General features: G+C 72.3%; 22 protein-coding genes. 10 read left to right on the top strand and 12 right to left on the bottom strand.

The window, feature by feature from the left end; genetic code table 11:
• The first annotated feature begins 32 nt into the window (after nucleotides 1-32).
• Both Q9250_RS03410 and Q9250_RS03405 read left to right on the top strand, forming a co-directional pair.
• On the top strand, nucleotides 33-986 hold the full coding sequence (locus tag Q9250_RS03410) for a class C sortase (protein ID WP_306233173.1): 954 nt from the start codon (nucleotides 33-35) through the stop codon (nucleotides 984-986).
• A gap of 25 nt (nucleotides 987-1011) precedes the next feature.
• On the top strand, nucleotides 1012-1632 hold the full coding sequence (locus Q9250_RS03405) for a TrmH family RNA methyltransferase (protein ID WP_306233171.1): 621 nt from the start codon (nucleotides 1012-1014) through the stop codon (nucleotides 1630-1632).
• On the opposite strand, the gene Q9250_RS03400 is transcribed toward Q9250_RS03405, so the two are convergent.
• The 4 genes from Q9250_RS03400 to argG all read right to left on the bottom strand — a co-directional run bounded on the left by Q9250_RS03400 (nucleotide 1610) and on the right by argG (nucleotide 9293).
• Entirely contained in the window at nucleotides 1610-2416 is an 807-nt protein-coding gene (locus tag Q9250_RS03400) for a DNA-formamidopyrimidine glycosylase family protein (protein ID WP_306233170.1), read from the bottom strand. The genes Q9250_RS03405 and Q9250_RS03400 overlap by 23 nt on opposite strands.
• Nucleotides 2417-2510: 94 nt before the next feature.
• The gene (locus Q9250_RS03395) at nucleotides 2511-7301 is read right to left on the bottom strand and encodes an Lhr family helicase (protein ID WP_306233169.1); all 4791 of its coding nucleotides are present in this window, start codon (nucleotides 7299-7301) and stop codon (nucleotides 2511-2513) included.
• Nucleotides 7302-7364: 63 nt separating this feature from the next.
• Nucleotides 7365-7697: a YciI family protein gene (locus Q9250_RS03390; RefSeq protein WP_306233168.1), complete on the bottom strand. Its 333-nt coding sequence runs from the start codon at nucleotides 7695-7697 to the stop codon at nucleotides 7365-7367.
• A 174-nt stretch (nucleotides 7698-7871) separates the two neighbouring features.
• On the bottom strand, nucleotides 7872-9293 hold the full coding sequence (gene argG, locus Q9250_RS03385) for an argininosuccinate synthase (RefSeq protein ID WP_306233167.1): 1422 nt from the start codon (nucleotides 9291-9293) through the stop codon (nucleotides 7872-7874).
• A 163-nt stretch (nucleotides 9294-9456) separates the two neighbouring features.
• Here argG and Q9250_RS03380 point away from each other — a divergent pair, with 163 nt between their 5' ends.
• The 3 genes from Q9250_RS03380 to Q9250_RS03370 all read left to right on the top strand — a co-directional run bounded on the left by Q9250_RS03380 (nucleotide 9457) and on the right by Q9250_RS03370 (nucleotide 11824).
• Nucleotides 9457-9882: an SRPBCC family protein gene (locus tag Q9250_RS03380; RefSeq protein WP_306233165.1), complete on the top strand. Its 426-nt coding sequence runs from the start codon at nucleotides 9457-9459 to the stop codon at nucleotides 9880-9882.
• Between the two features lie 30 nt (nucleotides 9883-9912).
• Complete coding sequence (locus tag Q9250_RS03375) at nucleotides 9913-10395, top strand: SRPBCC family protein (RefSeq protein WP_306233163.1); 483 nt, start codon at nucleotides 9913-9915, stop codon at nucleotides 10393-10395.
• A 70-nt stretch (nucleotides 10396-10465) separates the two neighbouring features.
• A complete protein-coding gene (locus Q9250_RS03370; RefSeq protein WP_306233162.1) occupies nucleotides 10466-11824 on the top strand; it encodes a TIGR01777 family oxidoreductase in 1359 nt (452 codons plus the stop codon).
• Nucleotides 11825-11891: 67 nt separating this feature from the next.
• Here Q9250_RS03370 and Q9250_RS03365 read toward each other — a convergent pair whose 3' ends face one another.
• From Q9250_RS03365 to Q9250_RS03345, 5 genes are read right to left on the bottom strand one after another with little or no spacing between them, the layout of a single operon-like run.
• Nucleotides 11892-12674, bottom strand: a complete 783-nt coding sequence (locus Q9250_RS03365) for an IclR family transcriptional regulator (RefSeq protein WP_306233161.1) — start codon at nucleotides 12672-12674, stop codon at nucleotides 11892-11894.
• An 8-nt stretch (nucleotides 12675-12682) separates the two neighbouring features.
• Nucleotides 12683-13513 (bottom strand): 5-dehydro-4-deoxy-D-glucuronate isomerase, encoded by an 831-nt coding sequence (kduI, locus tag Q9250_RS03360; protein ID WP_306233160.1) that lies wholly within the window; start codon nucleotides 13511-13513, stop codon nucleotides 12683-12685.
• A 20-nt stretch (nucleotides 13514-13533) separates the two neighbouring features.
• Entirely contained in the window at nucleotides 13534-14841 is a 1308-nt protein-coding gene (locus tag Q9250_RS03355; protein ID WP_306233159.1) for a TRAP transporter large permease, read from the bottom strand.
• A complete protein-coding gene (locus Q9250_RS03350) occupies nucleotides 14838-15374 on the bottom strand; it encodes a TRAP transporter small permease (protein ID WP_306233158.1) in 537 nt (178 codons plus the stop codon). Before Q9250_RS03350 ends, Q9250_RS03355 begins: the two co-directional genes overlap by 4 nt.
• Nucleotides 15374-16387, bottom strand: coding sequence for a TRAP transporter substrate-binding protein (locus Q9250_RS03345; protein WP_306233157.1), 1014 nt, complete (start codon nucleotides 16385-16387; stop codon nucleotides 15374-15376). Before Q9250_RS03345 ends, Q9250_RS03350 begins: the two co-directional genes overlap by 1 nt.
• A 159-nt stretch (nucleotides 16388-16546) precedes the next feature.
• Between Q9250_RS03345 and Q9250_RS03340 the strand changes: the two genes are divergently transcribed.
• From Q9250_RS03340 to Q9250_RS03320, 5 genes are all read left to right on the top strand, one after another.
• On the top strand, nucleotides 16547-17572 hold the full coding sequence (locus tag Q9250_RS03340) for a zinc-dependent alcohol dehydrogenase (RefSeq protein WP_306233156.1): 1026 nt from the start codon (nucleotides 16547-16549) through the stop codon (nucleotides 17570-17572).
• A complete protein-coding gene (locus Q9250_RS03335; protein ID WP_306233155.1) occupies nucleotides 17569-18324 on the top strand; it encodes an SDR family oxidoreductase in 756 nt (251 codons plus the stop codon). The genes Q9250_RS03340 and Q9250_RS03335 overlap by 4 nt, the downstream gene beginning before the upstream one ends.
• On the top strand, nucleotides 18321-18938 hold the full coding sequence (gene eda, locus Q9250_RS03330; RefSeq protein ID WP_306233154.1) for a bifunctional 4-hydroxy-2-oxoglutarate aldolase/2-dehydro-3-deoxy-phosphogluconate aldolase: 618 nt from the start codon (nucleotides 18321-18323) through the stop codon (nucleotides 18936-18938). Before Q9250_RS03335 ends, eda begins: the two co-directional genes overlap by 4 nt.
• Nucleotides 18935-19876 carry a sugar kinase gene (locus Q9250_RS03325; RefSeq protein ID WP_306233153.1) on the top strand — a complete coding sequence of 314 codons (942 nt, stop codon included), beginning with the start codon at nucleotides 18935-18937 and terminating at the stop codon, nucleotides 19874-19876. Before eda ends, Q9250_RS03325 begins: the two co-directional genes overlap by 4 nt.
• A gap of 107 nt (nucleotides 19877-19983) precedes the next feature.
• Nucleotides 19984-21270, top strand: a complete 1287-nt coding sequence (locus Q9250_RS03320; RefSeq protein WP_306233152.1) for an adenylosuccinate synthase — start codon at nucleotides 19984-19986, stop codon at nucleotides 21268-21270.
• A 34-nt stretch (nucleotides 21271-21304) separates the two neighbouring features.
• Here Q9250_RS03320 and Q9250_RS03315 read toward each other — a convergent pair whose 3' ends face one another.
• The 3 genes from Q9250_RS03315 to gdhA form a co-directional block, all read right to left on the bottom strand.
• Entirely contained in the window at nucleotides 21305-22033 is a 729-nt protein-coding gene (locus Q9250_RS03315; protein ID WP_306233151.1) for a DUF899 family protein, read from the bottom strand.
• A gap of 53 nt (nucleotides 22034-22086) precedes the next feature.
• Nucleotides 22087-23403, bottom strand: a complete 1317-nt coding sequence (locus Q9250_RS03310; RefSeq protein ID WP_306233890.1) for a glycosyltransferase 87 family protein — start codon at nucleotides 23401-23403, stop codon at nucleotides 22087-22089.
• A gap of 65 nt (nucleotides 23404-23468) precedes the next feature.
• Nucleotides 23469-24818, bottom strand: a complete 1350-nt coding sequence (gene gdhA / locus Q9250_RS03305; protein ID WP_306233150.1) for an NADP-specific glutamate dehydrogenase — start codon at nucleotides 24816-24818, stop codon at nucleotides 23469-23471.
• Nucleotides 24819-24886 lie beyond the last annotated feature (68 nt).

Genomic DNA, 24886 nt, shown 5'->3' with positions numbered 1-24886 from the left:
GGCGGGGCAGTCCTCTTCCGAGGGAGTGCAGCGTGAGCGTCATCGAAGGGCGTGAGGCACCGGCCGCACCGGTCGGCCCGCGCCGTCGGCGGCTGCGCGCGACGCGCACGTCGCTCGTCGTCGCCATCATGGCGATGGTGGGCGTCGTGATCCTGCTCTACCCGACGATCGCCGGCTGGTTCTCGCAGCTGGAGCAGTCGGCCCGCGTCGACGACTACACCGAGGTGATGACCGAGCTCGGTGACGACGGCCGCGCCGCCGAGCTCGCGGCGGCGCGCGCCTACAACCAGACCCTCACCGGCGGCGCGCTCATCGATCCCTACGGCGGCACGCCGCTCAGCGACCAGCGCGCGATCGTCGCCGCCTACGAGGAGCAGCTCGATCTCGGTCCCGGCGACGTGATGGCACGCATCCGCATCCCCGGCATCCAGGTCGACCTGCCCGTCTATCACGGCACCGACGAGGAGACCCTGCGCCGCGGCATCGGCCACCTGCTCGGCTCGGCGCTGCCGGTCGGCGGCGCGGGCACGCACGCGGTGCTCACCGGCCACCGCGGACTGCCCGAGTCGGTGCTCTTCAGCGACCTCGACCAGGTGCGGATGGGCGACCGGTTCGAGGTCGACGTGTACGGCGAGGTGCTCACCTACGAGGTGCGGGACGTGCAGGTCATCGAGCCGGGCGACACCGACCTGCTGATGCCCGAGGCCGGGCGCGATCTCGTCAGCCTCGTCACGTGCACGCCGCTCGGCGTCAACAGCCACCGCATCATCGTCACCGGCGAGCGGGTGCCGACGCCCGCGCCCGACAGCCCCGAAGCGATCGTCATGCCCGACGTGCCGGGGCTTCCGTGGTGGGCGGTGTGGCTGAGCCTCGGCTGGGCGACCGCGGTCGGCTATCGCTCGATGACCGCCCGGCCCGCGCCTGCGGCACGAGCGGCTCCTGCGCCCGCCGCCGCGCCGGTCGCGTCCGGTGTGATCATCCTCTGAGCGCCAGCGGCCCTAGCCTGGAGCCGTGCACGACGACGAACCCCAGCTCGAGGTCGGCGTCGGCCCGTGGCCCGGCCCGCACCCCGCCGACGACCGCTACGACCCCGAGCTGCTCGAGCAGGGCGACCGCCGCAACGTCGTCGACCGCTACCGCTACTGGCGCGTCGAGGCGATCGTCGCCGACCTCGACACCCGCCGCCACGGCTTCCACGTGGCGATCGAGAACTGGCAGCACGACCTCAACATCGGCTCCATCGTGCGCACCGCCAACGCGTTCAACGCCGCCGCCGTGCACATCATCGGCAAGCGCCGCTGGAACCGCCGCGGCGCCATGGTCACCGACCGCTACCTGCACGTCGTGCACCACGACACGACGGATGCGTTCGCCCAGTGGGCGAGGCACGAGGGCCTGGTCGTCGTGGCCGTCGACAACACCGAGGGCAGCGTGCCCGTCGAGCAGGCGCCGCTGCCGGAGCGCTGCGTGCTGCTGTTCGGCCAGGAGGGCCCGGGCCTCACCGACGAGGCGATCGCCGCCGCCGACGCGCACGTGGCGATCCGCCAGTTCGGCTCGACCCGCTCGATCAACGCGGCAGCGGCGGCCGCCATCGTGATGCACGAGTGGGTCAGGGAGTGGACGCCGCGCTGACCTCCGGCTGGCACCGCGGGCACCACTGCACCTGCCGCAGCATGCCGTCCTCCATGCCGAGCATCGCGTCGCGGATCCGCGTGCCGCACCGCAGGCACGGCCGCCCGCCGCGCCCGTAGACCCAGGTGCGCCGCCCGTTGCGAGTGTCGCCGGTGAAGGTGCGCTCGACCCGGTCGCGGTTCGCGAGCATCAGCCGCCGCGCGAGCGCCACCAGCGGCTCCACCTCGACCTGCGTGATCGGCGTCGACGGATGCACCCCGCGCAGGAAGCACAGCTCGCCGCGATACACGTTGCCGAGCCCCGCCACCGCGTGCTGGTCGAGCAGCGCCACCCCGACCGGCGCCGCCGTCGCTCGCAGCCGCCGCGCGGCCTCGGCCGCCATCGCGTCGTCCCATGCGGGGTCGAGCAGGTCTGGCCCGAGGTAGGCGAGCGTCTCGAGGTCGCCGGTGCGCGGCAGCAGCTCGAGCACCGGCAGGCTCGAGCCGACGATCGTGTTCGCGGCGGTCTCGAGCACGACGCGGATGGTGTGGCTCGCCACGGGCGCGCGGCCTCCGGGCGCGAGCACATGCCAGAGCCCATCCATGCCCGCGTGCGAGTGGATCGTCCACCGCTCGCCCCGCATGAGCAGGTGCTTGCCGATGCTGCGCACCTCGTCGATGCGCTCGCCGGCCAGGTCGGCCGTCGCCAGCTTCGGCACCCGGAAGTCGCTGCGCACGAGCTCGCGCCCCGCCATCGCCGCGCCGAGCCGCAGGGCCGCGCGGTGGATGGTGTCGCCCTCGGGCATCAGCCTCTCCTCCCCGTGATCTCAACGTGCGAGGTGTGCTGATGATGGCTGGTGTGCGGCAAGAGCACACCTGGCACGTTGAGATCGAGCGGCATCAGGGTCCGATCCGGTAGCCGCGCGGGGTGCGGCGCAGCCCCGCGGTGTCGAGCAGCGGGGCCAGGACGGCCTCGAGCGACGAGCGGCCGTCGACCGCCTCGAGCACGCGGCGCCGCCCGCCCAGCCGGGCCACCGCATCCGTCAGGCTCTCGAGCGCCCGCAGCAGCACCGCCTCGTCATCGGTGAAGGTCAGCAGCGACTTGCCGCCGCGCTCGAGGTGCAGCACGCAGCGTCCGGCGACGATGGTGGTGAGCGCGCCCACGCGCCGGGTCGGCTTGTGGTCGCCGCGCGCCTCGGGCCACGGCAGCGCGGCGCCGAAGGGGTTCGCAGGGTCGACCGCCGAGACGGTGGCCACTGCGTCCGACGCGCCGCTCGACTGCCGCGCGCGCAGGGCATCGACCACGGGAGCGTCGGCGAACTGGGCCGCGCCGAGCCCGTCGACGAAGTAGCCGCGGCGGGTGTGGCCGGCCTCCTCGAACGCCTTCAGCACCTGGTAGACCCCGTGGAAGCCACCCGGCACATCCTCGGCGGCGACGCTGCCGCGGGTGACGACGCCGTAGCGCGCCAGCAGCGCGTCGGCGGTCTGCGCCGCGCGCTCGGTGGGCGAGCCCGACGGCGCCGACGCAAGCAGCCACCGGCCGGCCAGCATCGGCAGCGTGTCGGTGCGGCTCGGGCGTGCGAGCCCGATGCGGCGACGGCTCGCGGGCGCCGCGCGACGGCTGGGGGCGGGCGCCGGCCTGGCGCGCAGGCCGACCAGGTGCGCGCGCAGCGGGCCGATCGTGTCGTTCGTGATGCGCCCCGCCCACACGAGCGGCCAGAGCACCTCGGCCAGCCGTGCCGGGTCGAGGGCCGCCGCGTCGCCGAGCTGCCGCGCGAAGAGCGCGCCGCCGCCGGCGAGCGCCTCGAGCACGGCGGCCGACTCCGGGTCGTCGTGCGCCACGTCGAGGCGCTGCACGACGGTCTCGGCCGAGCGCAGCACGACGCGGCCGTCCTTGCCCGAGAGCGCGCCCGCGCCGGCCCAGGTGATCATGCCCGTCGCCGTGAGCTCGTCGAGCATCGACGGGCGGTAGCCCTTCACCCGAGAGGGCAGGATGAGCGTCTCGAGCGCGCTGATCGGCAGCGGCAGACCGTCGAGGCCGTCGAGCACCTCGAGCAGCCCGTCGGCCCCGGTCAGCGGCCGCGTCACGTGCTGGTGGGCGAGCAGGTGGTCGGCGAAGACCGCGTGGTCGACCGGCTCGACGTCGCTGCGCAGCGCCTGCAGGCTGCGGCGCTTCAGGCGGGTGAGCACCTGCGCGTCGATCCACTCCTCGCCGCTGCCCCCGGGGCGGTAGGCGCCTGAGAGCACGCGCCCCTGCGCCTCGAGCGAGCGCAGCGCGCCACGGGCGACCGCGGGCGCGAGCGCCAGCCGCTCTGACAGCTGCTCGACCGTGAACGGGCCGTGCGTGCGCGCGTGCCGCGAGACGACGTCGCCGATCGGGTCGACGACCGTCTCGAGCAGCTTGGAGGGCACGCCGGGCGGCGGCGGCACGCCCAGCGCGTCGCGCAGCCGCGCGACATCCTCGATCGCGGCGATCCGCTCCTCGTCGCCGATCCGCACCCGCACCGCGCGACGGGCGTCGACGAGCTCGGCGGCGATGGCGAGCGCGCCCTCGCGGTCGAGCGACGCAGCCGCCTCGGGCGACGCGCCCGCCCGGTCGGGCGACGCATCCGTCCGGTCGGGCGACGCATCCGCCTGTCCTGATGACGGCCCCGTCCGCGCGGCGCCCGCCGGCTCGAGCCGCGCCGCCAGCTCGTCGACGGTCAGCGGCCCGAGCAGCCGCAGCAGGTCGGCGGCCCCCTCGACGCCGCGCGCCCGGCGGTCGGGCGCCAGCCGCTGCAGCTCGAGCTCGATGCGCTCGACGACGGCCGGGTCGAGCAGCTCGCGCAGCGCCGTCGTGCCGAGCACCTCGGCCAGCAGCGTCGGGTCGAGCGTCAGCGCCGCCGCACGACGCTCGGCCAGCGGCGCGTCGCCCTCGTAGAGGAACGCGCCGACGTAGCCGAACAGCAGGTGGTGCGCGAAGGGCGACGGGCTCGGCGTCTCGACCTCGACCACGCGGATGTCGCCGTGCTGCAGCCGCTCCGCGATCGAGCGCAGCGCCGGCAGGTCGTAGGCGTCCTGCAGCACCTCGCGCAGGGCCTCCAGCACGATCGGGAAGTCGGGGTAGCGCTTGGCGACGTCGAGCAGCTGCGCCGCCCGCTGCCGCTGCTGCCACAGCGGGGCACGGCGTGCCGGGTCGCGCTTCGGCAGCAGCAGCGCGCGTGCGGCGCACTCGCGGAAGCGGCTGGCGAAGAGCGCCGTGCCGCCGGCCTCGGTCTCGACGATGCGCTCGAGCTCCTCGGGTTCGAAGCGCAGCAGGTCGGCGCCCGGCGGCTCGGCGTCGGAGTCGGGGATGCGGATCACGATGCCATCGTCGGAGGCCATCGCCGCCGCGCCCAGGTCGCGATCCTCGCGCAGCCGCCGGTCGATGGCGAGCGCCCACGGCGCGTGCACGCGGCGGCCGTAGGGGGAGTGGACGATGAGGCGCCAGTCGCCCAGCTCGTCGCGCGAGCGCTCCACCACGATCTGCCGGTCGGTCGGCACCGCACCGGTCGCCGCCAGCTGGTCGCGCACATAGGCGTCGAGGTTGCGGCGGGCGCGCTCGTCGGAGTGCGGCAGGTCGACCGCCGTGCCGCCGCTGACGCCCTCGGCCAGCGCCGCCGTTGCCCGGCCGATCGAGGCGCCCAGGTCGGCGGGCCGGCCCTCGTTGTCGCCGTGCCAGAAGGGCAGCTTGCCGACCTCGCCGAACGCCGGCACCACCAGCACCCGGTCGTGCGTGATGTCGACCACCCGCCAGCTGGTCGCACCGAGCGCGAAGACGTCGCCGCTGCGCGTCTCGTAGACCATCTCCTCGTCGAGCTCGCCGACGCGCGCGCCCGGCTTGCCCTCCTGCCCGGCGAGGAACACGCCGAACAGCCCCCGGTCGGGGATCGTGCCGCCGCTCGAGACGGCGATGCGCTGCGCGCTCGGGCGGCCGACGATCGTGCCCGCCTCCCGATCCCACACGACGCGCGGCCGCAGCTCGGCGAACTCGTCGCTCGGGTAGACGCCCGCGACCAGGTCGAGCGTGGCGTCGAAGGCGCCGCGCGTGAGCTTCGCGAAGGGCGCCGCCCGCCGCACCGTCTGGAACCACTCGTCGACCACCAGCTCGTCCATCGCGGCCGCCGCGACCGTCTGCTGGGCGAGCACGTCGAGCGGATGCCGCGGCATCCGGATCGGCTCGAGCTCGCCGCGCGCCATCCGGTCGGCGACGACGGTCGCGTGCAGCAGGTCGGCGCGGTGCTTCGGGATCAGCACGCCGCGCGACGCGTCGCCCACGTTGTGCCCCGCACGGCCGACCCGCTGCAGCCCGCTCGCGGTGCTCGGCGGCGACTCCACCTGCACCACCAGGTCGACCTCGCCCATGTCGATGCCGAGCTCGAGGCTCGAGGTGGCGACCACGCACCGCAGCCGCCCCGACTTCAGCTGGTCCTCGATCTCGGCCCGCTGCTCCTTCGAGACCGACCCGTGGTGGGCGCGCGCGAGCGGCGGCGCCTCCGCGTCGGGTCCGACCGCATCGCGCGCCGCGGCGCGCTCCGCGAGGCGCAGGCGGATGTGCTCGGTCGCGTCGCGCAGCACGACCCCGGCCGCCGACGGCGCGGCTCCCGAAGCGGTGCCGGCGGATGCCGCGCTCGACGACTGCGACCCCGACGATGGCGGCGACGCATCCGCCCCCGTCCGCTGCGCCGCCTGATGCTCGGCCGCCTGGGCCTCCGCCTGGTCGAGCCGCTCGGCGTCGAGCTCGTTCAGTCGCGCCGTCAGCCGCTCGGCCGCGCGCCGGGCGTTCACGAAGACGATCGTGGAGCGGTGCCGGTCGACGAGGTCGAGCACCTCGCGCTCGATGTGCGGCCAGATCGACGGCTGGTCGGGCTTCGTCGCGCCGAACGCGCTGCCGGTGGGCGCCGCCTCGTCGCGCTGCGGCCCGCGCAGGTCGGTCATGTCGTCGACCGGCACGGTGATCGTCAGCTCGATGCGCTTGTCGCTCGGCGGCGCAACCACGGTGACCGGGGCCGGGCCGCCGAGGAACGACGCCACCTCGTCCATCGGGCGCACGGTCGCCGACAGCCCGATGCGCTGCGCCGGCTTCGCGAGCTGCGCGTCGAGCCGCTCCAGGCTGAGCGCCAGGTGCGAGCCGCGCTTCGTGGGCACGACCGCGTGCACCTCGTCGATGATCACCGTCTCGACCGTGCGCAGCGTCTCGCGCGCGCGGCTGGTGAGCAGCAGGAACCGCGACTCGGGGGTGGTGATGAGGATGTCTGGGGGATGCTTCGCCTGCAGCCGGCGCTCCTCCTGCGGGGTGTCGCCGGTGCGCAGCCCGATGCGGATCGGCGGCGGCTCGCTGCCGTCGGCGCGGCCCTGCGCGGCGATGCCGGCGAGCGGCGCGCGCAGGTTGCGGTCGACGTCGACGGCGAGCGCCTTCAGCGGCGACACGTAGAGCACGCGCACGCCCGGCTCGCGCTCGGCGTGCGGTTCGGCGTCCTCTCGGTGCAGCGCGTCGATCGCCCAGAGGAAGGCGGCGAGGGTCTTGCCCGAGCCGGTCGGGGCGACGACGAGCGTGTGGTCGCCGCGCGCGATCGAGGCCCACGCCTGCGCCTGCGCGGCGGTGGGAGCGGCGAAGGCCCCCGTGAACCACGCCCTGGTCGCGGGGGAGAACGGCTCGAGCGCGTCGCCCACGCGCTCAGTACAGCACAGCGACCTGGGGTACAGGCTCCGGTCGACGCGGGCGGTCGGGAGGGGCTACTCGAACGGCCACACCGGCCGCACCTCGACGCGGCCGAAGCGCGCCATCGGGTGCCCGGCGGCCGTTTCGATCGCCTGGTCGAGGTCGTCGGCCTCGATGATGTCGAAGCCCGCGATCCGCTCGCGGCTCTCGGTGAACGGCCCGTCGGTGACGATCCGCTCGCCGGCGCGAACGCGCACGGTCGTGGCGTCCTCGGCCGGCCGCAGCCGGTCGCCCGTCACGTAGCGGCCGGCCGCCTCGAGCTCGCCGACCCAACTGCCCGGGTCGTCGGTCGCGGCGTCGTACGGCTCGCCGTCGGGGTCGGTGCAGATGAACAGCACGTAGCGCATGGGGTCTCCTCCTGGGTGCGTGCCTGCATTCACCCATACGACGGATGGGGGATGCCCGGGAGGACACCCTTCGGCAGGAGATCTCGGTACGCGCACGTCGCTGTGCGACGTGAGCTACTCGATCTAGCTCCCTCCGCGCTCAACGCCGCTGCGCGGCATTGAGCGCTCCGGCAGCTAGTCCGTGCCGAGGTCCATCGCCGCACGGTCGTTCGACTGCTCGATCGCCTCGGGGTCGGCATCGGGGGAGACCATGATCTCGTTCGCCCGCCCGGCCTCGAGCGCGCCCAGCAGCTTCGCCGTCTCGCCCTGCACGAGCCCGGCGGCCGCGTAGCCCTCGAGCCGCGAGCGGGAGTCGGCGATGTCGAGGTTGCGCATCGTCAGCTGCCCGATGCGGTCCTCGGGGCCGAACGCCGCGTCGCCGACGCGCTCCATCGACAGCTTGTCCGGGTGGTACGAGAAGCCCTCGCCGCGGGTGTCGACGATCGTGTAGTCCTCGCCGCGGCGCAGGCGCAGCACGACCTCGCCGGTCACCGACGAGCCCACCCAGCGCTGGATCGACTCGCGCAGCATCAGCGACTGCGGGTCGAGCCAGCGGCCCTCGTACATGAGGCGCCCGAGGCGGCGGCCCTGCTCGTGGTAGGTCGCGATGGTGTCCTCGTTGTGGATGGCGTTCAGCAGCCGCTCGTAGGCGATGTGCAGCAGCGCCATGCCTGGCGCCTCGTAGATGCCGCGGCTCTTCGCCTCGATGATGCGGTTCTCGATCTGGTCGCTCATGCCCAGCCCGTGACGACCGCCGATCGCGTTCGCCTCCATGACCAGCGCCACCGCATCCGGGAACTCGACGCCGTTGATCGCGACGGGGCGGCCCGCCTCGAAGCGCACCGCGATGTCCTCGGTCGCGATCGCGACCGACTCGTCCCAGAACTTCACGCCCATGATGGGCTCGACGATCTCCATCGACTCGTCGAGGTGCTCGAGCGTCTTCGCCTCGTGCGTCGCGCCCCAGATGTTCGCGTCGGTCGAGTAGGCCTTCTCGGTCGCGTCGCGGTAGGGGTAGCCGTGGGCGACGAGCCACTCCGACATCTCCTTGCGGCCGCCCAGCTCGCTGACGAAGCGCGCGTCGAGCCACGGCTTGTAGATGCGCAGGCCCGGATTGGCCATCAGGCCGTAGCGGTAGAAGCGCTCGATGTCGTTGCCCTTGTAGGTCGACCCGTCGCCCCAGATCTCGACGCCGTCCTCCTTCATGGCGCGCACGAGCAGCATGCCGGTGACGGCGCGGCCGAGCGGCGTGGTGTTGAAGTAGGTGCGGCCGCCCGAGCGGATGTGGAACGCACCGGTGGCGAGCGCCACCAGGCCCTCCTCGACCAGCGCGCCCTTCGCATCCACCAGTCGTGCTCCCTCGGCGCCGTACTCCGTGGCGCGCCCGGGCACCGCGTCGATGTCGGGCTCGTCGTACTGCCCGATGTCGGCGGTGTACGTGAAGGGCACCGCGCCGTTGTGCCGCATCCACGCCACGGCGCAGGAGGTGTCGAGGCCTCCGGAGAAGGCGATGCCGACGCGCTCGCCGACGGGAAGTGAGGAGAGGACCTTGGACATGGGTCAATCCTACGTTCGGGGCGGATGCGTCGGGTTCCGCCGGTCTCGGAGCGAACCTGGGAGCGGGCCGGTTGCCGGTCACAGGGACGCGTGACATGGTCGTGAGTGGGGGACAGATCGCGTCCCCTGAAGCTTTTCCGATGACCCGAGCCGGAGGCGCCCCATGCAGGTCGATGAGCAGTTCGAGGTCCAGGCGTCTCGCGCTCAGGTGTTCGACCTCTGGACCTCGTTCGAGCGATTCCCCGAGTTCATGAGCGGCGTCGAGTCGGTCTACGCGGAGACGAAGGAGCGCCTGCGCTGGCGCGTCGCGATGCAGGGCATCGAGTCCAGCTTCTATGCGGTGATCACGGAGTTCGAGCCCGATTCGCGCATCGCCTGGGTGAGCGTCGACCAGTCGAGCCTCGGCTGGTGGATCGACCTCGAGGAGATCGCCCCCGACCGCACCTGCGTCATGGTGCGCGTCATCGCCTCGCCGCGGGAGGGCGTCGGCAGCAGCCTCGACGCCATCGCCCTCGACGAGCTCAAGATCCGCTGCGACCTGCAGCATTTCCGCGCCCTTGCCGAGGGCGCGCTCGCACGGGCGGCCTGACGCCGCCCCGAACGGAAGGAGGGCACAACCATGCCCCAGGTCAACGACAGCATCGACGTGCAGGCCCCGATCAGCGCCGTCTACGCGCTCTGGACCCAGTTCGAGGACTTCCCCAAGTTCATGGGCGGCGTCGAGTCGATCACCCAGCAGACCGACGACAAGCTGCACTGGGAGGTCTCGATCGCCGGGGTCGAGCGGGAGTTCGACGCCGAGATCACCGAGCAGCACCTCGACGAGCGCGTCGCCTGGCGCAGCCTCGACGGCGAGACGCACGCTGGCGTCGTCACGTTCCACCGCATCGACGACAGCACCACGCGCGTCAACCTGCAGCTCGACTGGAAGCCCCAGGGCGTCGTCGAGGCGGCCGGCGCGCTGCTGCAGATCGACGACGCGCAGATCGGCAAGGACCTGAAGCGCTTCAAGGAGCTGGCCGAGCAGGCGCCCGCCCGCCAGGCCGCCGAGTCGGGCTGGGAGGGCGACATCTCCCGCCCGGCCGACGGCGTCGGTCTCTGACGCCCAGCTCCACCTGTCGAGCCTGTGCCCCGCCTCGCGGGTGCACAGGCTCGACGCGTACCGTCGGCGCATGAGCATCCAGCACTGGAGCACGATCGAGGCGCCCATCGGCGAGGTCTTCGCCTGGCACGAGCGGCCGGGCGCGCTGCAGCGGCTGATGCCGCCGTGGGTGCCGGGCAAGGTGCGGCGCGAGGCAGAGTCGCTCGTCGACGGTCGCGCCGAGCTCGCGCTGCCCGGCGGCCAGATCTGGGTCGGCAGGCACGACCCGGCAGGGTACGTCGCGGGCCGGGCGTTCGTCGACGAGCGCGTCGACGACGGGCTGAGCTCTGCCGCGCTGGCGGCGGTGCGGTGGCGGCACGAGCACCGCTTCGACGCGGTCGCGCTGGCCACCGGTGTCGAGGGCACGCGCATGCACGATGCCGTCGACACGCTCATCGGCTCGCACCTGCTGCGCCCGATGTTCGTCTACCGCCATCGGCAGCTGGCCGACGACATCCGCCGCCAGCGCGAGCTGCGCACCGCGCCCATGACCGTCGCCGTCACCGGCTCCTCCGGCCTCATCGGCTCGGCACTGAGCGCCTTCCTGACGACCGCCGGCCACACGGTCGTGCGGCTCGTGCGCCGAGAGGCCGGCGAGGGGGAGCGGCGCTGGGATCCGGATGCGCCCACGCCCGAGCTGCTCGACGGCGTCGATGCGGTCGTGCACCTCGCCGGCGCATCGATCTTCGGCCGCTTCGACGAGGGCCATCGCCACCGGATCCGTGCCAGCCGCATCGGCCCCACCCGGCGGCTCGCCGAGCTGGCGGCGGCGAGCGGCGTGCGTGCCTTCGTCAGCGCATCCGCCATCGGCCTGTACGGCTCCGACCGCGGCGACGAGCTGCTGTCCGAGCGCAGCGCGGCGGGCGACGGGTTCCTCGCCGAGGTCGTGGCCGACTGGGAGGCCGAGGCCCGAGCGGCCGCCGACGGCGGCGTGCGCACGGTGCAGGTGCGCACCGGACTGGTGCAGACCCCCCGAGGCGGCATGCTGCAGGTGCTCCGGCCGATCTACGCGGCGGGGCTCGGCGGCCCGCTCGCGAGCGGCGAGCACTGGCAGTCGTGGATCGACCTCGACGACCTGGTCGACATCTATGCGCGGGCGCTCGTCGACGAGCGCCTCGAGGGCCCGATCAACGCCGTGGCGCCCGAGCCCGTGCGCCAAGCCGAGTTCGCCGCCGAGCTGGCCGCCGCGCTGCACCGGCCGGCGGTGCTGCGCACGCCCTCGCTCGGCCCGCGCGTGCTGCTCGGCCACCAGGGCATGCAGGAGCTCGCACTCGCCGACCAGCGCGTCGTGCCCGCTCGGCTGACCGAGCTCGGCCACCGGTTCAGACGGCCGCGGCTCGAGGACGCCTTCCGGCACCAGCTCGGCAGGCAGCGCGAGGCGGGCCGCTAGCACGACCGGCCGGTGCCCGAGCGAGGCCGGCCCTCTGCCGTCGGCGCGGCGAGCGCGACGGCGAGCGCTAGCTCGGCGCTCCCAGCGCTCGCGAGATCGCGGCGGCCGCGGCGATCGCCTGCGGGGCGAACTGCTCGATGCTCGAACCGGGGTGCTCGAGCGCGATCGACGAGATCGAGATGCCGTGGGTCGGGCGGCCCAGGTGATCGCGAATCGCTGCCGAGACGCACACCGTGCCGCGCTCGTTCTCGCCCAGATCCAGGGCGTAGCCGCGCTCCCGCACGCGCGCCAGCTCCTCGTGCAGCGCCGCAGGATCGGTGATGGTGTCTTCGGTGCGCGCCGGCAGCCCGACCGCCTCGACCAGCCCGTCGACCTGCTCGGGCGCCCAATGTGCGAGCACCGCCTTGCCCATCCCCGAGCTGTGCATCGGCATCGACAAGCCCACGCGCGACGCCATCCGGTAGGGCTTCGAGGAGTCCTTGCGCACCACGTAGACCATCTCGAAGCCGTTGACGACGCCGAGGTGGATCGTGCAGTCGACGTCGCGCACCAGTCGGTCGACGATGGGGCCGGCGATGGCCGAGATGTCGATGCTCGAGACGGCGCGGCCCGCGACGCGCAGGAATCGCGCGCCCGGCTGGTAGCCGCGCTCGGCGTCGCCGGTGATGAACTCCTGCTCGACGAGCGTGGCGAGGATCCGGTGGACGGTCGCCTTCGCGAGCCCCGCTTCCTCGACGATGTCGGTGAAGCGGTCGTGGAGGATGGCCGCCTCGAGCACGCGCAGCGTCTTCTCGCTCGCACCCCCGGAGGGTGCGGCGCTGGTGTCGAGCGCCTGCGGCTCAGCAGTCATCGTGCGTCTCATCTCATGTCGGCGATCGCGACGGCGTCCATGTCGTCGAACGACTGGTTCTCACCGGCCATCGCCCACACGAACGAGTAGTTCGATGATCCCACGCCCGAGTGGATCGACCACGACGGCGACAGCACCAGGCCGCCGTCGGCCACCAGCAGGTGGCGCGTCTCGGTCGGCTCGCCCATGAGGTGCACCACGCGGGCGTCCTCAGGCAGGTCGAAGTAGACGTAGAGCTCGGTGCGGCGGTCGTGCGTGTGCGACGGGAGCGTGTTCCACATGCTGCCGGGGTGCAGCTGCGTGACGCCCATGACCACTTGGCACGAGCGCACGCCGTTCTCGTGGATGTACTGGTTCAGGGTGCGCCGGTTCGAGGTGAGCGGGTCGCCGAGCTCGCGCACCGTGCCCTGACCCGGCTCGACGAGGGCGGTCGGGTAGCTGGTGTGCGCGGGCGCCGAGAAGCCGTAGAACCGGGCCGGATGCGCGGCCTCGTCGCTCTCGAAGGTCACGTTGGCGACACCTCGGCCGAGGTACAGGCACGCGCCGGTGGCCATCGCGAAGCGCTCGCCGTCGGCGACGACGGTGCCGGCGGCGCCGATGTTGACGATGCCGATCTCGCGGTGGTCGAGGAAGCGGTCGGAGCGGATCTCGGGCACCGCCTCGAGCGCGAGCGGGGCGTCGGTCGGCACGGCGCCGACCGCGACGACGCGGTCGTAGTGCGTGACCACGACGCGCACCTCGCCGGGCGTGAAGAGGTCCTCGACGAGGTAGCGCTCGCGCAGCTGCTGCTGCGTCGAGCCGGGGATCTGCTCGGGGGAGGTGGGGCCGTGGACGGGCATGGCGCTTCCTTTTCGGGGGATCAGAGCAGGCCCATGAGGCCCGGGAGCCACAGGGTCAGCTGGGGGACGAAGACGACGATGAACAGCATCACGACGAGCACGATCAGGAACGGCACCAGCTTCGCGATGACGGACTCGAGCTTCGCTCGCGCGACCTGCGTGCCGACGAAGAGCACCGGCGCCGACGGCGGCGAGATGACCGCGATCGAGAGGTTGAAGACCATCATGATGCCGAAGTGCACCGGATCGATCCCGTACGAGACGGCGATCGGCAGGAAGATCGGCGTGAAGATGAGGATCGCCGGGGTGGGGTCGAGCGGGATGCCGATGAGCAGCAGCACGAGCATCATGATCAGCAGCACGACGACCTTGGAGTCGGTCCAGCCGAAGAGCGTCTCCGCGATGAGCTGCGGGAGCCTGGCGTAGGTCATGACGTACGACATGATCGTCGACACCGCGATGAGGAAGATGACGATCGCGCTCGTGCGGCACGCGTCATAGAGGATGCGCGGCAGCTCCTTGACCGAGATGGTCCGGTAGATGAACGAGAGTCCGAGCGCGTACAGCACGGCGATCGCGGACCCCTCGGTCGGCGTGAAGAAGCCGGCGACGATGCCGCCGATCGCGACGACGATCAGGCCGAGCGACGGCAGTGCTCGGAGGAACGTCGTGAGGAGCACCGCGAAGCCCGGGAACGGCTCGCCCTTGAGCTCGGGGTGGCGGCGCGCGTAGACGAAGACGACCGCGGCGCAGGCGAGCGCCCACAGGACGCCGGGCACGTAGCCGGCGACGAAGAGCGCGCCGACCGAGGTGCCGCCGGCCGCCAGCGAGTAGACGATCAGGGTGTTGCTCGGCGGGATCAGCATGCCGGCCGGGGCGGAGGCGATGTTGGCCGCGGCACTGAATGCCCGGTCGTAGCCGGCCTTCTGCTGCATGGGTGCCATGGTCGAGCCCACGGCCGCGGCGCTCGCGACCGCGGAGCCCGAGACGGTGCCGAAGATGGCGTTGGCGATCACGTTCGACTGCACGAGCGGTGCGGGCGTGCGCCCGACGAGCACGCGAGCGAGGTTGATGAGTCGCTCGGCGATGCCGCCGTTGTTCATGATGACGCCCGCGAGGATGAAGAAGGGGATCGCGAGCAGGGCGAACGAGTCGGCGCCGCCCAGCATCTGCTGCGCCGACGTGACCGCGCCGCGGTCGAAGTCGACGATGAGCAGCATGCAGAGCGCGCTCGGCAGCGCGATCGAGATGGAGACGGGCGCGCCGACGGCGAGCAGCAGCACGAGGCCGCCGATCAGGATCGCGCTGATGGTGCCGGGGTCGATCACAGCGATGCCGCCTCGAGGTCCTCGTCCGGCGAGCCCACGTGGCCGGCGTAGCGGCTCGAGAACGTCGTGACGATGTGGATGATCAGGTAGATCGTGAGGAGCGCGCCCGAGATGGGCAGCGCGAGGTAGAGCTGGCCCTGCGTGAGCGGCAGCAGCGGGTTCTTCTGGCTCCAGGCCAGGATCGACTGCTGCAGGCCGCCGAACACCATCACGTACAGCACGAACGAGAGCGTCGCGAGGTAGGCGAGGAGGTCGGCGACCCGCTGCAGGGAGCGCGGGAGGCGCTCGACGAGGAAGTCCATGATGACGTCCGCCTTCTCGCCCACTGCGATCGCGATGCCGATGAGGCTGACCCACACGAACGTGTGGCGTGCCGCCTCCTCCGACCACGCGCTCGGCTGGCCGAGGATGAGACGGGTGAACACCTGCCAGGCGACGAGCGCCACGAGCAGCGCGAAGAGCGCGACGCACAGGGTGCGCAGGGAGTTGTCGAGCCAGGTCCTGGCCGTCGTCATGACCTTCCGGATGGCCATCAGCCGCGCGCTGCCTGGATGGCCTCGTAGACCGAGCGGGTGACGTCGGTCGTGATGCGCTCGTCGTGCAGCGGCTGCACGGCCTCGCGGAACGCCTCGACGTCGACCTCGTTGACCGTCGCGCCCGCCTCCTCGGCAGCCGCGGTCGCCTCCTCGACGGCGGTCGAGAACGCCTCGAGCTCGGCGTCGACGGAAGCGCTGAGCAGCTCCTGGAAGACGCCCTTCGTCTCCTCGTCGAGCGCGTCCCACACCGCGGGGCTGCCGATGAGGTAGTCGGGCATCATCAGGTGCTGCGTGAGCGAGTAGTACGGGGCGATCTCGTCGTGCGAGAGGCTCGAGTAGATGAGCGGGTTGTTCTCCGCGCCGTCGAGGACGCCCGACTGGATGGCCGTGTAGACCTCGCCCTGCGCCATCGGCGTGCCGACGCCGCCCATGAGCTCCATCATCCGCACGTTCGTGTCAGAGCCGATCACGCGGATCTTCTGGCCCGCGAGGTCGGCCGGGGTCTCGACCGGGCCGGCGCCCGAGTACACGTTGCGCACGCCGCCGTGGTAGGCCGCGAGCACCTGGATGTTGTCCTCCAGCACCGCGTCGTACAGCTCGCCGACGATCTCCCGGTCGTTGAGCACGCTCATCTGGTGCTCGGGCGACTCGTACAGGTAGGGCAGGTTCACGACCGAGAAGTCGGAGTCGAAGTTCTCGAGCAGGCTGCCCGCGACCATCGCGAAGTCGATCGTGCCGGACTGCACCTGCTCGATGGTGGCAGCCTGGTCGCCCAGCGTCTCGTCGGTGTAGAGCTCGAGGGAGTACTGGCCACCGGTGCGCGCCTCGAGCTCCTCCGAGAGCTGCACGAGGGCCTGCGCCTGCGGGTGGTCGATGTCCTGGTTGAAGGCGACCCGGAAGGTCGTCGCGGGCGGCTCTCCATCGCCTCCGGATGCGGCCGAGCATGACGCCAGACCGATCGTCATGACGGCTGCGGCGCCCAGCGCGCTCAGCGTTCGTCGTCCCTGCATGTGGTTCCTCCTCGTTGAGTGCCTGCTGGCAGATCGGGCTTGCGCCCTTGGCGGGGTCAGGGGCTACTGTAACCAGATAGAACCCAGTTGCGCCACATGGAACTGCGAATGGAATCGAGTTTCAGGCGCCGCTCACCCTAGCTCGAAGAGGAGATCGCGTTGCGAGCAGCGAGATACACCGGCGGCGGTCAGATCGTCGTCGGCGAGGCCGAACCCCGCATGCCCGCGGCCGACGAGGTGACCATCCGCGTCGCCTACAACGGCATCTGCGGCACCGATCTGCACATCGTGCAGGGCCACATGGACGCGCGGGTCGCCACCCCCGCCGTCATCGGCCACGAGATGAGCGGGGTCGTCGAGGCGGTCGGCGGCGACGTGGACGCGCTCGCCATCGGCCAGAGCGTCACGGTCATGCCGTTGCGGTGGTGCGGCGAGTGCGCCTCGTGCCGCGCAGGACATCAGCACATCTGCCAGCGCCTCGACTTCGTGGGCATCGACTCGCCCGGTGCGCTGCAGGAGCTCTGGACGGTACCGGCCGCGATCGTCGTGCCGGTGCCCGAGACCGTGTCGCTCCGGCACGCCGCGCTGGTCGAGCCGCTCGCGGTCGCCGTGCACGACGTGCGGCGCTCGCGGCTGACGGCGGGGGAGACCGCCGTCGTCATCGGCGGCGGCCCCATCGGCCAGCTCATCGCCATCGTCGCGCGCGCAGCCGGCGCGACGGTGATCCTCGCCGAACCCGACGCCGAGCGCCGTGCCTTCGCCGCCGCGCAGGGCGCCGAGGCAGTCGACCCACATGCCGACGACCTCGCTGCGATCGTCGAGGAGCGCACCGGCGGCGCCGGTGCCGACGTGGTCTTCGAGGTCGCGGGCACGAGGGGCACGGCGCTCGACGCCACCCGCCACGCCCGCACGCGCGGCAGGGTCGTGTTCGTCGCGATCCACCCGGAGCCCGTGCCGGTCGACCTGCACCGCGTCTTCTGGCGCGAGCTCGAGATCCTCGGCGCCCGCGTCTACGAGCGCGAGGACTTCGAGCGCGCGATCGCGCTGCTCGCCGACGGCGCGGTGCCCGCCGAGTCGCTCATCACCCGAGTCGTGCAGCTCGACGACACCGGGGCCGCCTTCGACGCGCTGCTCGCGGCCGCAGCGATGAAGATCCTCGTCGACGTGCAGGGAGCAGACCGATGATCGCCGCCTTCGACCTCACCGGCCGAACGGCCGTCGTCACCGGCGCCCGCCGCGGCATCGGCTTCGCGATGGCCGAGGGCCTCGCCGCAGCCGGCGCCGACATCATCGCGGCATCGGCGAGCCAGGAGGCCGATGGTGGCGCGATCGGCGCGCGCGTGCGCGAGCTCGGTCGCGCCTTCGAGGGCCACGCCGTCGACTTCGCCGACCGCGACGCAGTGCTCGCCTTCGCCACGCTCGTGCGCGACCGTGCCGACATCCTCGTGAACAACGCAGGCACCATCCGCCGGGCACCCGCCGCAGAGCATCCGATCGAATGGTGGGACGAGGTGCTCGACGTCAACCTGCGCAGCCAGTTCGTGCTCACGCAGGCCATCGGCGCGGGCATGCTCGAGCGCGGCGGCGGTCGAGTCATCTTCACCGCGAGCCTGCTGAGCTTCCAGGGCGGCATCAACGTGCCCGGGTACACGGCGGCCAAGTCGGGCATCGCCGGTCTCGTCAAGGCGCTCAGCAACGAGTGGTCGGGTCGCGGTGTCACCGTCAACGCCATCGCGCCCGGCTACATCGCCACCGACAACACCGCCGCCCTGCGCGACGACCAGGAGCGCTCCTCCGCCATCCTCGAGCGGATCCCCGCGGGTCGCTGGGGCAGCCCGGAGGATCTGCAGGGCGCGACGGTCTTCCTCGCGAGCCCCGCGGCGGCGTACGTCACCGGCGTGACGCTGCCGGTCGACGGTGGTTGGATGGGCCGGTGACACAGCTCGAGCTCTCCGGCGTCGTCCCGCTCGCGACCGTGGATGACGAAGCGGCCGCGCACACGATCGCCGACGGCCTCGTCGCGGGCGGCCTGCCCGTGCTCGAGGTGGCGCTGCGCAACGACTACGGCCTCGACGCGATCGCGCGGATCGCCGCGCGGGGCGACGTCGCGGTGGGCGCCGGCACCGTGCTGACGCCCGAGCAGCTGCAGCGCTCGATCGACGCCGGCGCGCGCTTCATCGTCGCGCCCGGCCTCGACGAGGAGGTCGTCGAGGCCGCCCTCGCGGCGGGCGTGCCCGTGCTGCCCGGTGTGCAGACCGCGAGCGACGTGCAGCGCGGTCTGCGGCTCGGGCTCGACCGGCTCAAGCTCTTCCCCGCCTCGGTCGCGGGCGGGCTCGATGCGCTCGGCGCCTTCGCTCCCGTCTTCCCGACCGTGCGCTTCATGCCCTCCGGGGGCGTGAAGCCCGCCAACCTCGCCGACTACCTGGCGCATCCGGCCGTCTTCGCCGCCAGCGGCTCGTGGATCGCCTCTGCCGAGCGCGTGGCAGCGGGAGCGGAGGCGATCGCCGAGGCCGCCCGAGAGGCCGTCGCGATCGCCGAGGCCGCGGAGTGAGCGTCGTCACGATCGGCGAGTCGCTCGGGCTGCTCGTCGCCGGCCGGCTCGGCCGGCTCGAGCTCGCGCCGAGCATGGATCTGCACTTCGGCGGCGCCGAGAGCAACGTGGCCATCGGGCTCGCGCGCCTGGGCGTGCCCGTCACCTGGATGGGGAGGCTCGGCGACGACGCGCTCGGCCGCCTGATCGAGCGTGGGCTGCGGGCAGAGGGCGTCATGCCCAGCGTCACGCGCGACGATCAGGCGCCGACAGCGCTCATGCTGAAGGAGCGCCCGGCGCCCGGCGCGAGCGCGGTCAGCTACTACCGGGCCGGCAGCGCGGGGTCGCGGCTGGCGCCCGAGCACCTCGACCTCGCCAGCATCCGCGGGGCGAGCCTGCTGCACCTGACGGGCATCAGTGCCGCCATCAGCGCCTCCTCGCGCGCCGCGATCGACGCCGCCGTCGATGCCGCTCACGAGGCGGGCGTGCTCGTCTCCTTCGACGTCAACCATCGCTCACGGCTCTGGGGTGCCCAGGAGGCCCGAACGGCATACCGCGCGATCGCGAGCCGGGCCGACGTGGTGTTCGCCGGTGACGACGAGGCGGCGCTGCTCACCGGCGAGCACGAGCCCGACACGCAGGCCGCCGCGATCCGTGCGCTCGGGCCGACCGAGGTCGTGATCAAGCGCGGTGCCGACGGCGCGATCGGGCTGGCCGACGGCGAGCGCGTCGAGCAGGCGGCGTTCCCGGTCACGGCGATCGACTCGGTGGGCGCGGGTGACGCGTTCGTGGCCGGCTACCTCGCCGAGCTGCTCGCCGGCACCGGGCTCGCCGGTCGCCTGCGCACTGCGGCCGCCTGCGGCGCGCTCGCCTGCACCGCGCCCGGCGACTGGGAGGCCGCGCCGGACCGCGCCGCCATCGCGCGGATGATGCGCGGCGGCGATCCGGTGCAGCGCTGAGGGCTCCGCCTTCTCAGCGAGCGGGGGTCCGCCCGTCCGCCCGTGCTCGGCCCCCAGCCGTCGCTCGATAGGCTGGGGTGTACGCGAACCCGTCGGAGGGATGCTCCATGCCAGGAATCGTCATCGTCGGCGCCCAGTGGGGCGACGAGGGCAAGGGGAAGGCCACCGACCTCCTCGGCAGGCGCACCGACTACGTGGTGAAGTTCAACGGCGGCAACAACGCCGGTCACACCGTCGTCGTCGGCAACGAGAAGTACGCGCTGCACCTGCTGCCGTCGGGCATCCTCACGGAGGGCGTCACGCCCGTCATCGGCAACGGCGTGGTCATTGACCTCGAGGTGCTCTTCGACGAGCTCGAGGCGCTCTCGGCTCGCGGGGTCGACGTGTCGAAGCTGCGCATCTCGGCCAACGCGCACGTCATCACCGACTACCACCGCACGCTCGACAAGGTCGCCGAGCGCTTCCTCGGCAAGCGGTCGATCGGCACCACCGGGCGCGGCATCGGCCCGACCTACGCCGACAAGATCAACCGCGTCGGCATCCGCGTGCAGGATCTGTTCGACGAGTCGATCCTGCGCCAGAAGATCGAGGGCGCGCTCGACGCGAAGAACCACCTGCTCACCAAGGTCTACAACCGTCGCGCGGTCTCGGTCGACGAGATCTTCGACGACCTGACCTCCTACGTCGAGCGCATCCGCCCGATGGTCGGCGACACGAGCCTCGAGCTCGCCGAGGCGCTCGACGCGGGCAAGACGGTCGTCTTCGAGGCGGGCCAGGCGACGATGCTCGACATCGATCACGGCACCTATCCGTTCGTCACCTCCTCGACCGCGACGTCGGCCGGCGCTGCGGCGGGGTCGGGCGTCGCCCCGAACCGGCTCGACCGCGTCATCGGCATCGTCAAGGCCTACACGACGCGCGTCGGCGCGGGCCCGTTCCCGACCGAGCTGTTCGACGAGTGGGGCGAGCTGCTGCGCGCCAACGGCTTCGAGTTCGGCACCACCACGGGGCGCCCGCGCCGCTGCGGCTGGAACGACACGGTCATCACCCGCTACTCCTCGCGCATCAACGGCCTCACCGACATCGTGCTGACCAAGCTCGACGTGCTCACCGGCATCGAGCAGATCCCGGTCTGCGTCGCCTACGACGTCGACGGCGTGCGCCACGACGAGATGCCGGTGTCGCAGACCGACTTCCACCACGCCAAGCCCATCTACGAGACGCTCCCCGGCTGGACCGAGGACATCTCGGGCTGCCGCACCTTCGACGAGCTGCCCGCCAACGCGCAGGCCTACGTGCGCTTCCTCGAGGAGCGCTCGGGCTCGCGCATCTCGGCCATCGGCGTCGGCGCCGACCGCGAGGCGATCATCCAGGTGCACGACCTGATCGACTGAGCCCCGGCCGGCCGGCCGGCTGGTCGCCGCGGGGTCAGTGGTGGTGGGCGGATGCGTCCACGGGCGTCGCGCCCGGACGGCTCCACTGGGGCACGGGTCGGCCGTCGCGCGCCCAGCCGGTGAAGGTGGGCTCCTGCGGCCAGCCGGCGGGGGAGTCCTCCCATGCCTCCTGGCGGCCGTAGGCCGTCATGTCGAGCAGGCTCAGCGACGTCATCGCCAGCTCGGTGCCGCGGCCGGTGATCCAGTTCGTCGCGAACACGCGGTCGCCGCGCCGCAGCAGCGACACGAACGCGCCCTCGATGTCGGGCCCGAGCAGCGGGTCGTCGACGTGCTGCACCGAGAACCACGGATGCGTGTAGCCCATGAAGGCGCGGAACGGCGCGAGCTCGCGCCACGGTCCACGGCTGAGCACGGCGAACGAGACGCCGCGCGCGTGCAGGTACGACGGATCGTGGAAGTCCCAGATGGTCGCGGTGCAGCCCTCGCACTGCCCCTCGATCGGCTGGCCGAGGTGCCACATGTGCTTGTAGACGATCAGCTGCGACCGGCCGTCGAAGGCGTCGAGCAGCGAGGTCGCCCCCTGCTCGCCGAGCAGCTCGACGTCGGGCACCTCGGTCATGGGCAGCCGCCGTCGGGCTGCGGCGATGGCGTCGCCTTCGCGGGTGTGCGCCTTCTCGCGGTCGAGCAGGCGCAGCCGCTCCGCCTGCCAGGTGTCGCGGTCGACGACCGCGGGCGCCGGGGTCGTCTCGTCGAATTCGATCATGGGCCGATCCTCGCGCTGCTCCGTGCGACGCGGCAACGGCCCGATCGGTGCGATCAGACGATCGACATCGGGCGCGTCGTGGTCGGCACGGCCTCGACGACGACGGGCATCCCGCGGCGCCCCAGGCGCACGAGCTGCACGACGGCAGCACCCAGCAGCAGCACGAGCATCGCGTTGCGCACCGTCAGCAGCAGCACCGGGAGGAACTCGAGGCGCACGAGCGGCATGTAGAAGATCGGGAAGATCAGCGTCGTCAGCAGCGACGTCACGAGCAGGGCGCCCGTCATCCTGCGCCACCACGGCGTCGGCGTGCGCATCGCCACCACGACCACCGGCAGCAGCCACAGCAGGTACTGCGGCGAGCCGACCTTGTTGAAGACGATCGATGCGGCCACGAGCGCGAACGCGCCGACGAGCAGCAGGTCGTGGTCGGAGGCGCCTCGGCGCCGCGCCCACAGGATGAGCCCGGCGATCGCGGCGACCGCCGCGACGAGCAGCGGCGTCGACAGCACGATGGCGAAGTCGTCGAGCGGGCCGACCACCTCGCGGGTCGCGAGGGCGTAGTTCTGGTAGACGCGGGAGCCGAAGGCGTCGACCGAGGCCAGCCACACCCACGGCGTCGCGATGGGCGCCTCGAGCTGCAGCGCCCGGTCGCCCTGGGTGCTCAGGAAGCTGAACAGGTGCGACAGCCCGCCCGATGCGACGCTGATCGCGGCGGTGGCGGCGGTGACGGCGAAGCCGGCGGCGACCACCAGCCAGCGCTCGCGGCGCACCGCCACGATCGCCCCGATGACGAGCGCCGGCCACACCTTGATCCAGGTGGCGATCGCCAGCAGGGCGCCCGAGACGAGCGGGCGCTTGGCGAGCCACACGAGCGCGATGACGACGAGCGGTCCGGTGATGCCCTCCAGGCGCAGCAGCGCCACCGGGCTGAGCAGCAGGAACCCGAACATGGCGGTGTATCCGGCGAGCATGCCGTTGCGGCTGCGGCCGCCGTCACTGACGACCAAGAGGGCCCACCAGTTGAGACCGGCGGTCATGGCGAACCACAGCAGCTGGTAGAGCGGAGCGCCGAGCAGGTTCGCGGCGCCGATCGGCAGCCACGCGAGCAGCGGGTAGACCCAGTCGGCCTCGAGGCCGATGATCGTGCCGCCCTCGAACGCATCCATCGCCCATTCGCGGTAGAGCGGCAGGTCGCCGATCGTGCCGCCCGCGATGATCTCGGGCAGCAGCACCACCAGCGCGGCGCCGTGCAGCAGCAGGAAGCTGCGAACCATCCAGCGCTTGGTGAGCATGCGGTCGGCGACGTGCGCGCGCTGCGCACGGCGACGCACGTGGGCGTCGAACGCGGCCGACTGTGCCTGCATCATGTCGCTCAAGCGGGCCCCCTCCGGTGCTCGGGTCAGGGTACGGTCGGTCCCTGGGAGTCGGCCGGTCAAATGACGCCCAGTGCCAGCATGGCGTCGGCCACGCGGTTGAAGCCCGCGATGTTGGCGCCGGCCACGTAGTCGCCGGGGCGCCCGTACTCGTCGGCGGTCTCCCAGCAGCGGTCGTGGATGCCCTTCATGATCTCGTGCAGGCGGGCGTCGGTGTGCTCGAAGGTCCACGAGTCGCGCGAGGCGTTCTGCTGCATCTCGAGCGCGCTGGTGGCGACGCCGCCGGCGTTGACGGCCTTGCCGGGCGCGAAGGCGACGCCGGCGCTGGCGAACACGCGCGCTGCGCCCTGCGTGGTCGGCATGTTGGCGCCCTCGCCGACCGCGATGCAGCCGTTGCGCACCAGCGTCTGGGCGTCGGCCTCGTCGAGCTCGTTCTGGGTCGCGCAGGGCACGGCGATGTCGCACGGCACCGACCAGATGGTGCTGCCGTTCGACGAGAACGAGGCCTTGGGGCGGTGCTCGACGTACTCCGCGATGCGGCCGCGCCGCACCTCCTTGATCTCCTTGAGCAGCTCGAGGTCGATGCCGTCCTCGTCGACGATGTAGCCCGACGAGTCGGAGGCGGCGACGACGATGCCGCCGAGCTGCTGCACCTTCTCGATCGCGTAGATCGCCACGTTGCCGGAGCCGGAGACCACGACCCTCTTGCCCTCGAAGGTCTCGCCCTTGGCGAGCAGCACCTGCTCGAGGAAGTAGATCGTGCCGTAGCCGGTGGCCTCCTTGCGCACCTGCGAGCCGCCCCAGGTGACGCCCTTGCCGGTGAGCACGCCCGACTCGTACGCGTTCGTCAGCCGCTTGTACTGGCCGAACATGAAGCCCAGCTCGCGGCCGCCGACGCCGATGTCGCCCGCGGGCACGTCGGTGTACTGCCCGATGTGGCGGTGCAGCTCGGTCATGAACGACTGGCAGAAGCGCATGATCTCGATGTCGGACTTGCCCTTGGGGTCGAAGTCGCTGCCGCCCTTGCCGCCGCCGATGGGCAGCCCGGTGAGGGAGTTCTTGAAGATCTGCTCGAAGCCGAGGAACTTGATGATGCCGAGGTAGACGCTCGGGTGGAACCGCAGGCCGCCCTTGTACGGGCCGAGCGCAGAGTTGAACTGCACGCGGAAGCCGCGGTTGATCTGCACCGTGCCCCGGTCGTCGATCCACGGCACCCGGAAGATGATCTGCCGCTCGGGCTCGACGATGCGGCTGAGGATCTGTGCGTCGACGTAGTCGGGCCGCTTCGCCACCACCGGCCCGAGGCTCTCGAGCACCTCGAACACTGCCTGGTGGAACTCCGCCTCCCCGGGGTTGCGCTTCAGCACGTCGTCGAAGACGGGGGCGAGGTGGGGGTGGAGCTGGGTCACAGAGGCCTTCCGGGCGGGATCAGACAGCCCTCGATCCTACCAAATCGCTGTTTTCGCTCCATAGGGTC

This window comes from Agrococcus beijingensis (assembly GCF_030758955.1).
GTDB classification, from domain to species: domain Bacteria; phylum Actinomycetota; class Actinomycetes; order Actinomycetales; family Microbacteriaceae; genus Agrococcus; species Agrococcus beijingensis.
This window is presented reverse-complemented; position numbering and strand designations above follow the sequence as displayed.

Bases quoted from the DNA above. Each gene is read 5' to 3' on its own strand.
- Q9250_RS03400 (WP_306233170.1), bottom strand. From the start codon at position 2,416: ATGCCCGAGGGCGACACCATCCACCGCGCGGCCCTGCGGCTCGGCGCG.
- Q9250_RS03390 (WP_306233168.1), bottom strand. From the start codon at position 7,697: ATGCGCTACGTGCTGTTCATCTGCACCGACCCCGACGGCGAGCCGTAC.
- argG (WP_306233167.1), bottom strand. From the start codon at position 9,293: ATGTCCAAGGTCCTCTCCTCACTTCCCGTCGGCGAGCGCGTCGGCATC.
- Q9250_RS03380 (WP_306233165.1), top strand. From the start codon at position 9,457: ATGCAGGTCGATGAGCAGTTCGAGGTCCAGGCGTCTCGCGCTCAGGTG.
- Q9250_RS03375 (WP_306233163.1), top strand. From the start codon at position 9,913: ATGCCCCAGGTCAACGACAGCATCGACGTGCAGGCCCCGATCAGCGCC.
- Q9250_RS03370 (WP_306233162.1), top strand. From the start codon at position 10,466: ATGAGCATCCAGCACTGGAGCACGATCGAGGCGCCCATCGGCGAGGTC.
- Q9250_RS03365 (WP_306233161.1), bottom strand. From the start codon at position 12,674: ATGACTGCTGAGCCGCAGGCGCTCGACACCAGCGCCGCACCCTCCGGG.
- kduI (WP_306233160.1), bottom strand. From the start codon at position 13,513: ATGCCCGTCCACGGCCCCACCTCCCCCGAGCAGATCCCCGGCTCGACG.
- Q9250_RS03350 (WP_306233158.1), bottom strand. From the start codon at position 15,374: ATGGCCATCCGGAAGGTCATGACGACGGCCAGGACCTGGCTCGACAAC.
- Q9250_RS03345 (WP_306233157.1), bottom strand. From the start codon at position 16,387: ATGCAGGGACGACGAACGCTGAGCGCGCTGGGCGCCGCAGCCGTCATG.
- Q9250_RS03335 (WP_306233155.1), top strand. From the start codon at position 17,569: ATGATCGCCGCCTTCGACCTCACCGGCCGAACGGCCGTCGTCACCGGC.
- Q9250_RS03320 (WP_306233152.1), top strand. From the start codon at position 19,984: ATGCCAGGAATCGTCATCGTCGGCGCCCAGTGGGGCGACGAGGGCAAG.
- Q9250_RS03315 (WP_306233151.1), bottom strand. From the start codon at position 22,033: ATGATCGAATTCGACGAGACGACCCCGGCGCCCGCGGTCGTCGACCGC.
- Q9250_RS03310 (WP_306233890.1), bottom strand. From the start codon at position 23,403: ATGATGCAGGCACAGTCGGCCGCGTTCGACGCCCACGTGCGTCGCCGT.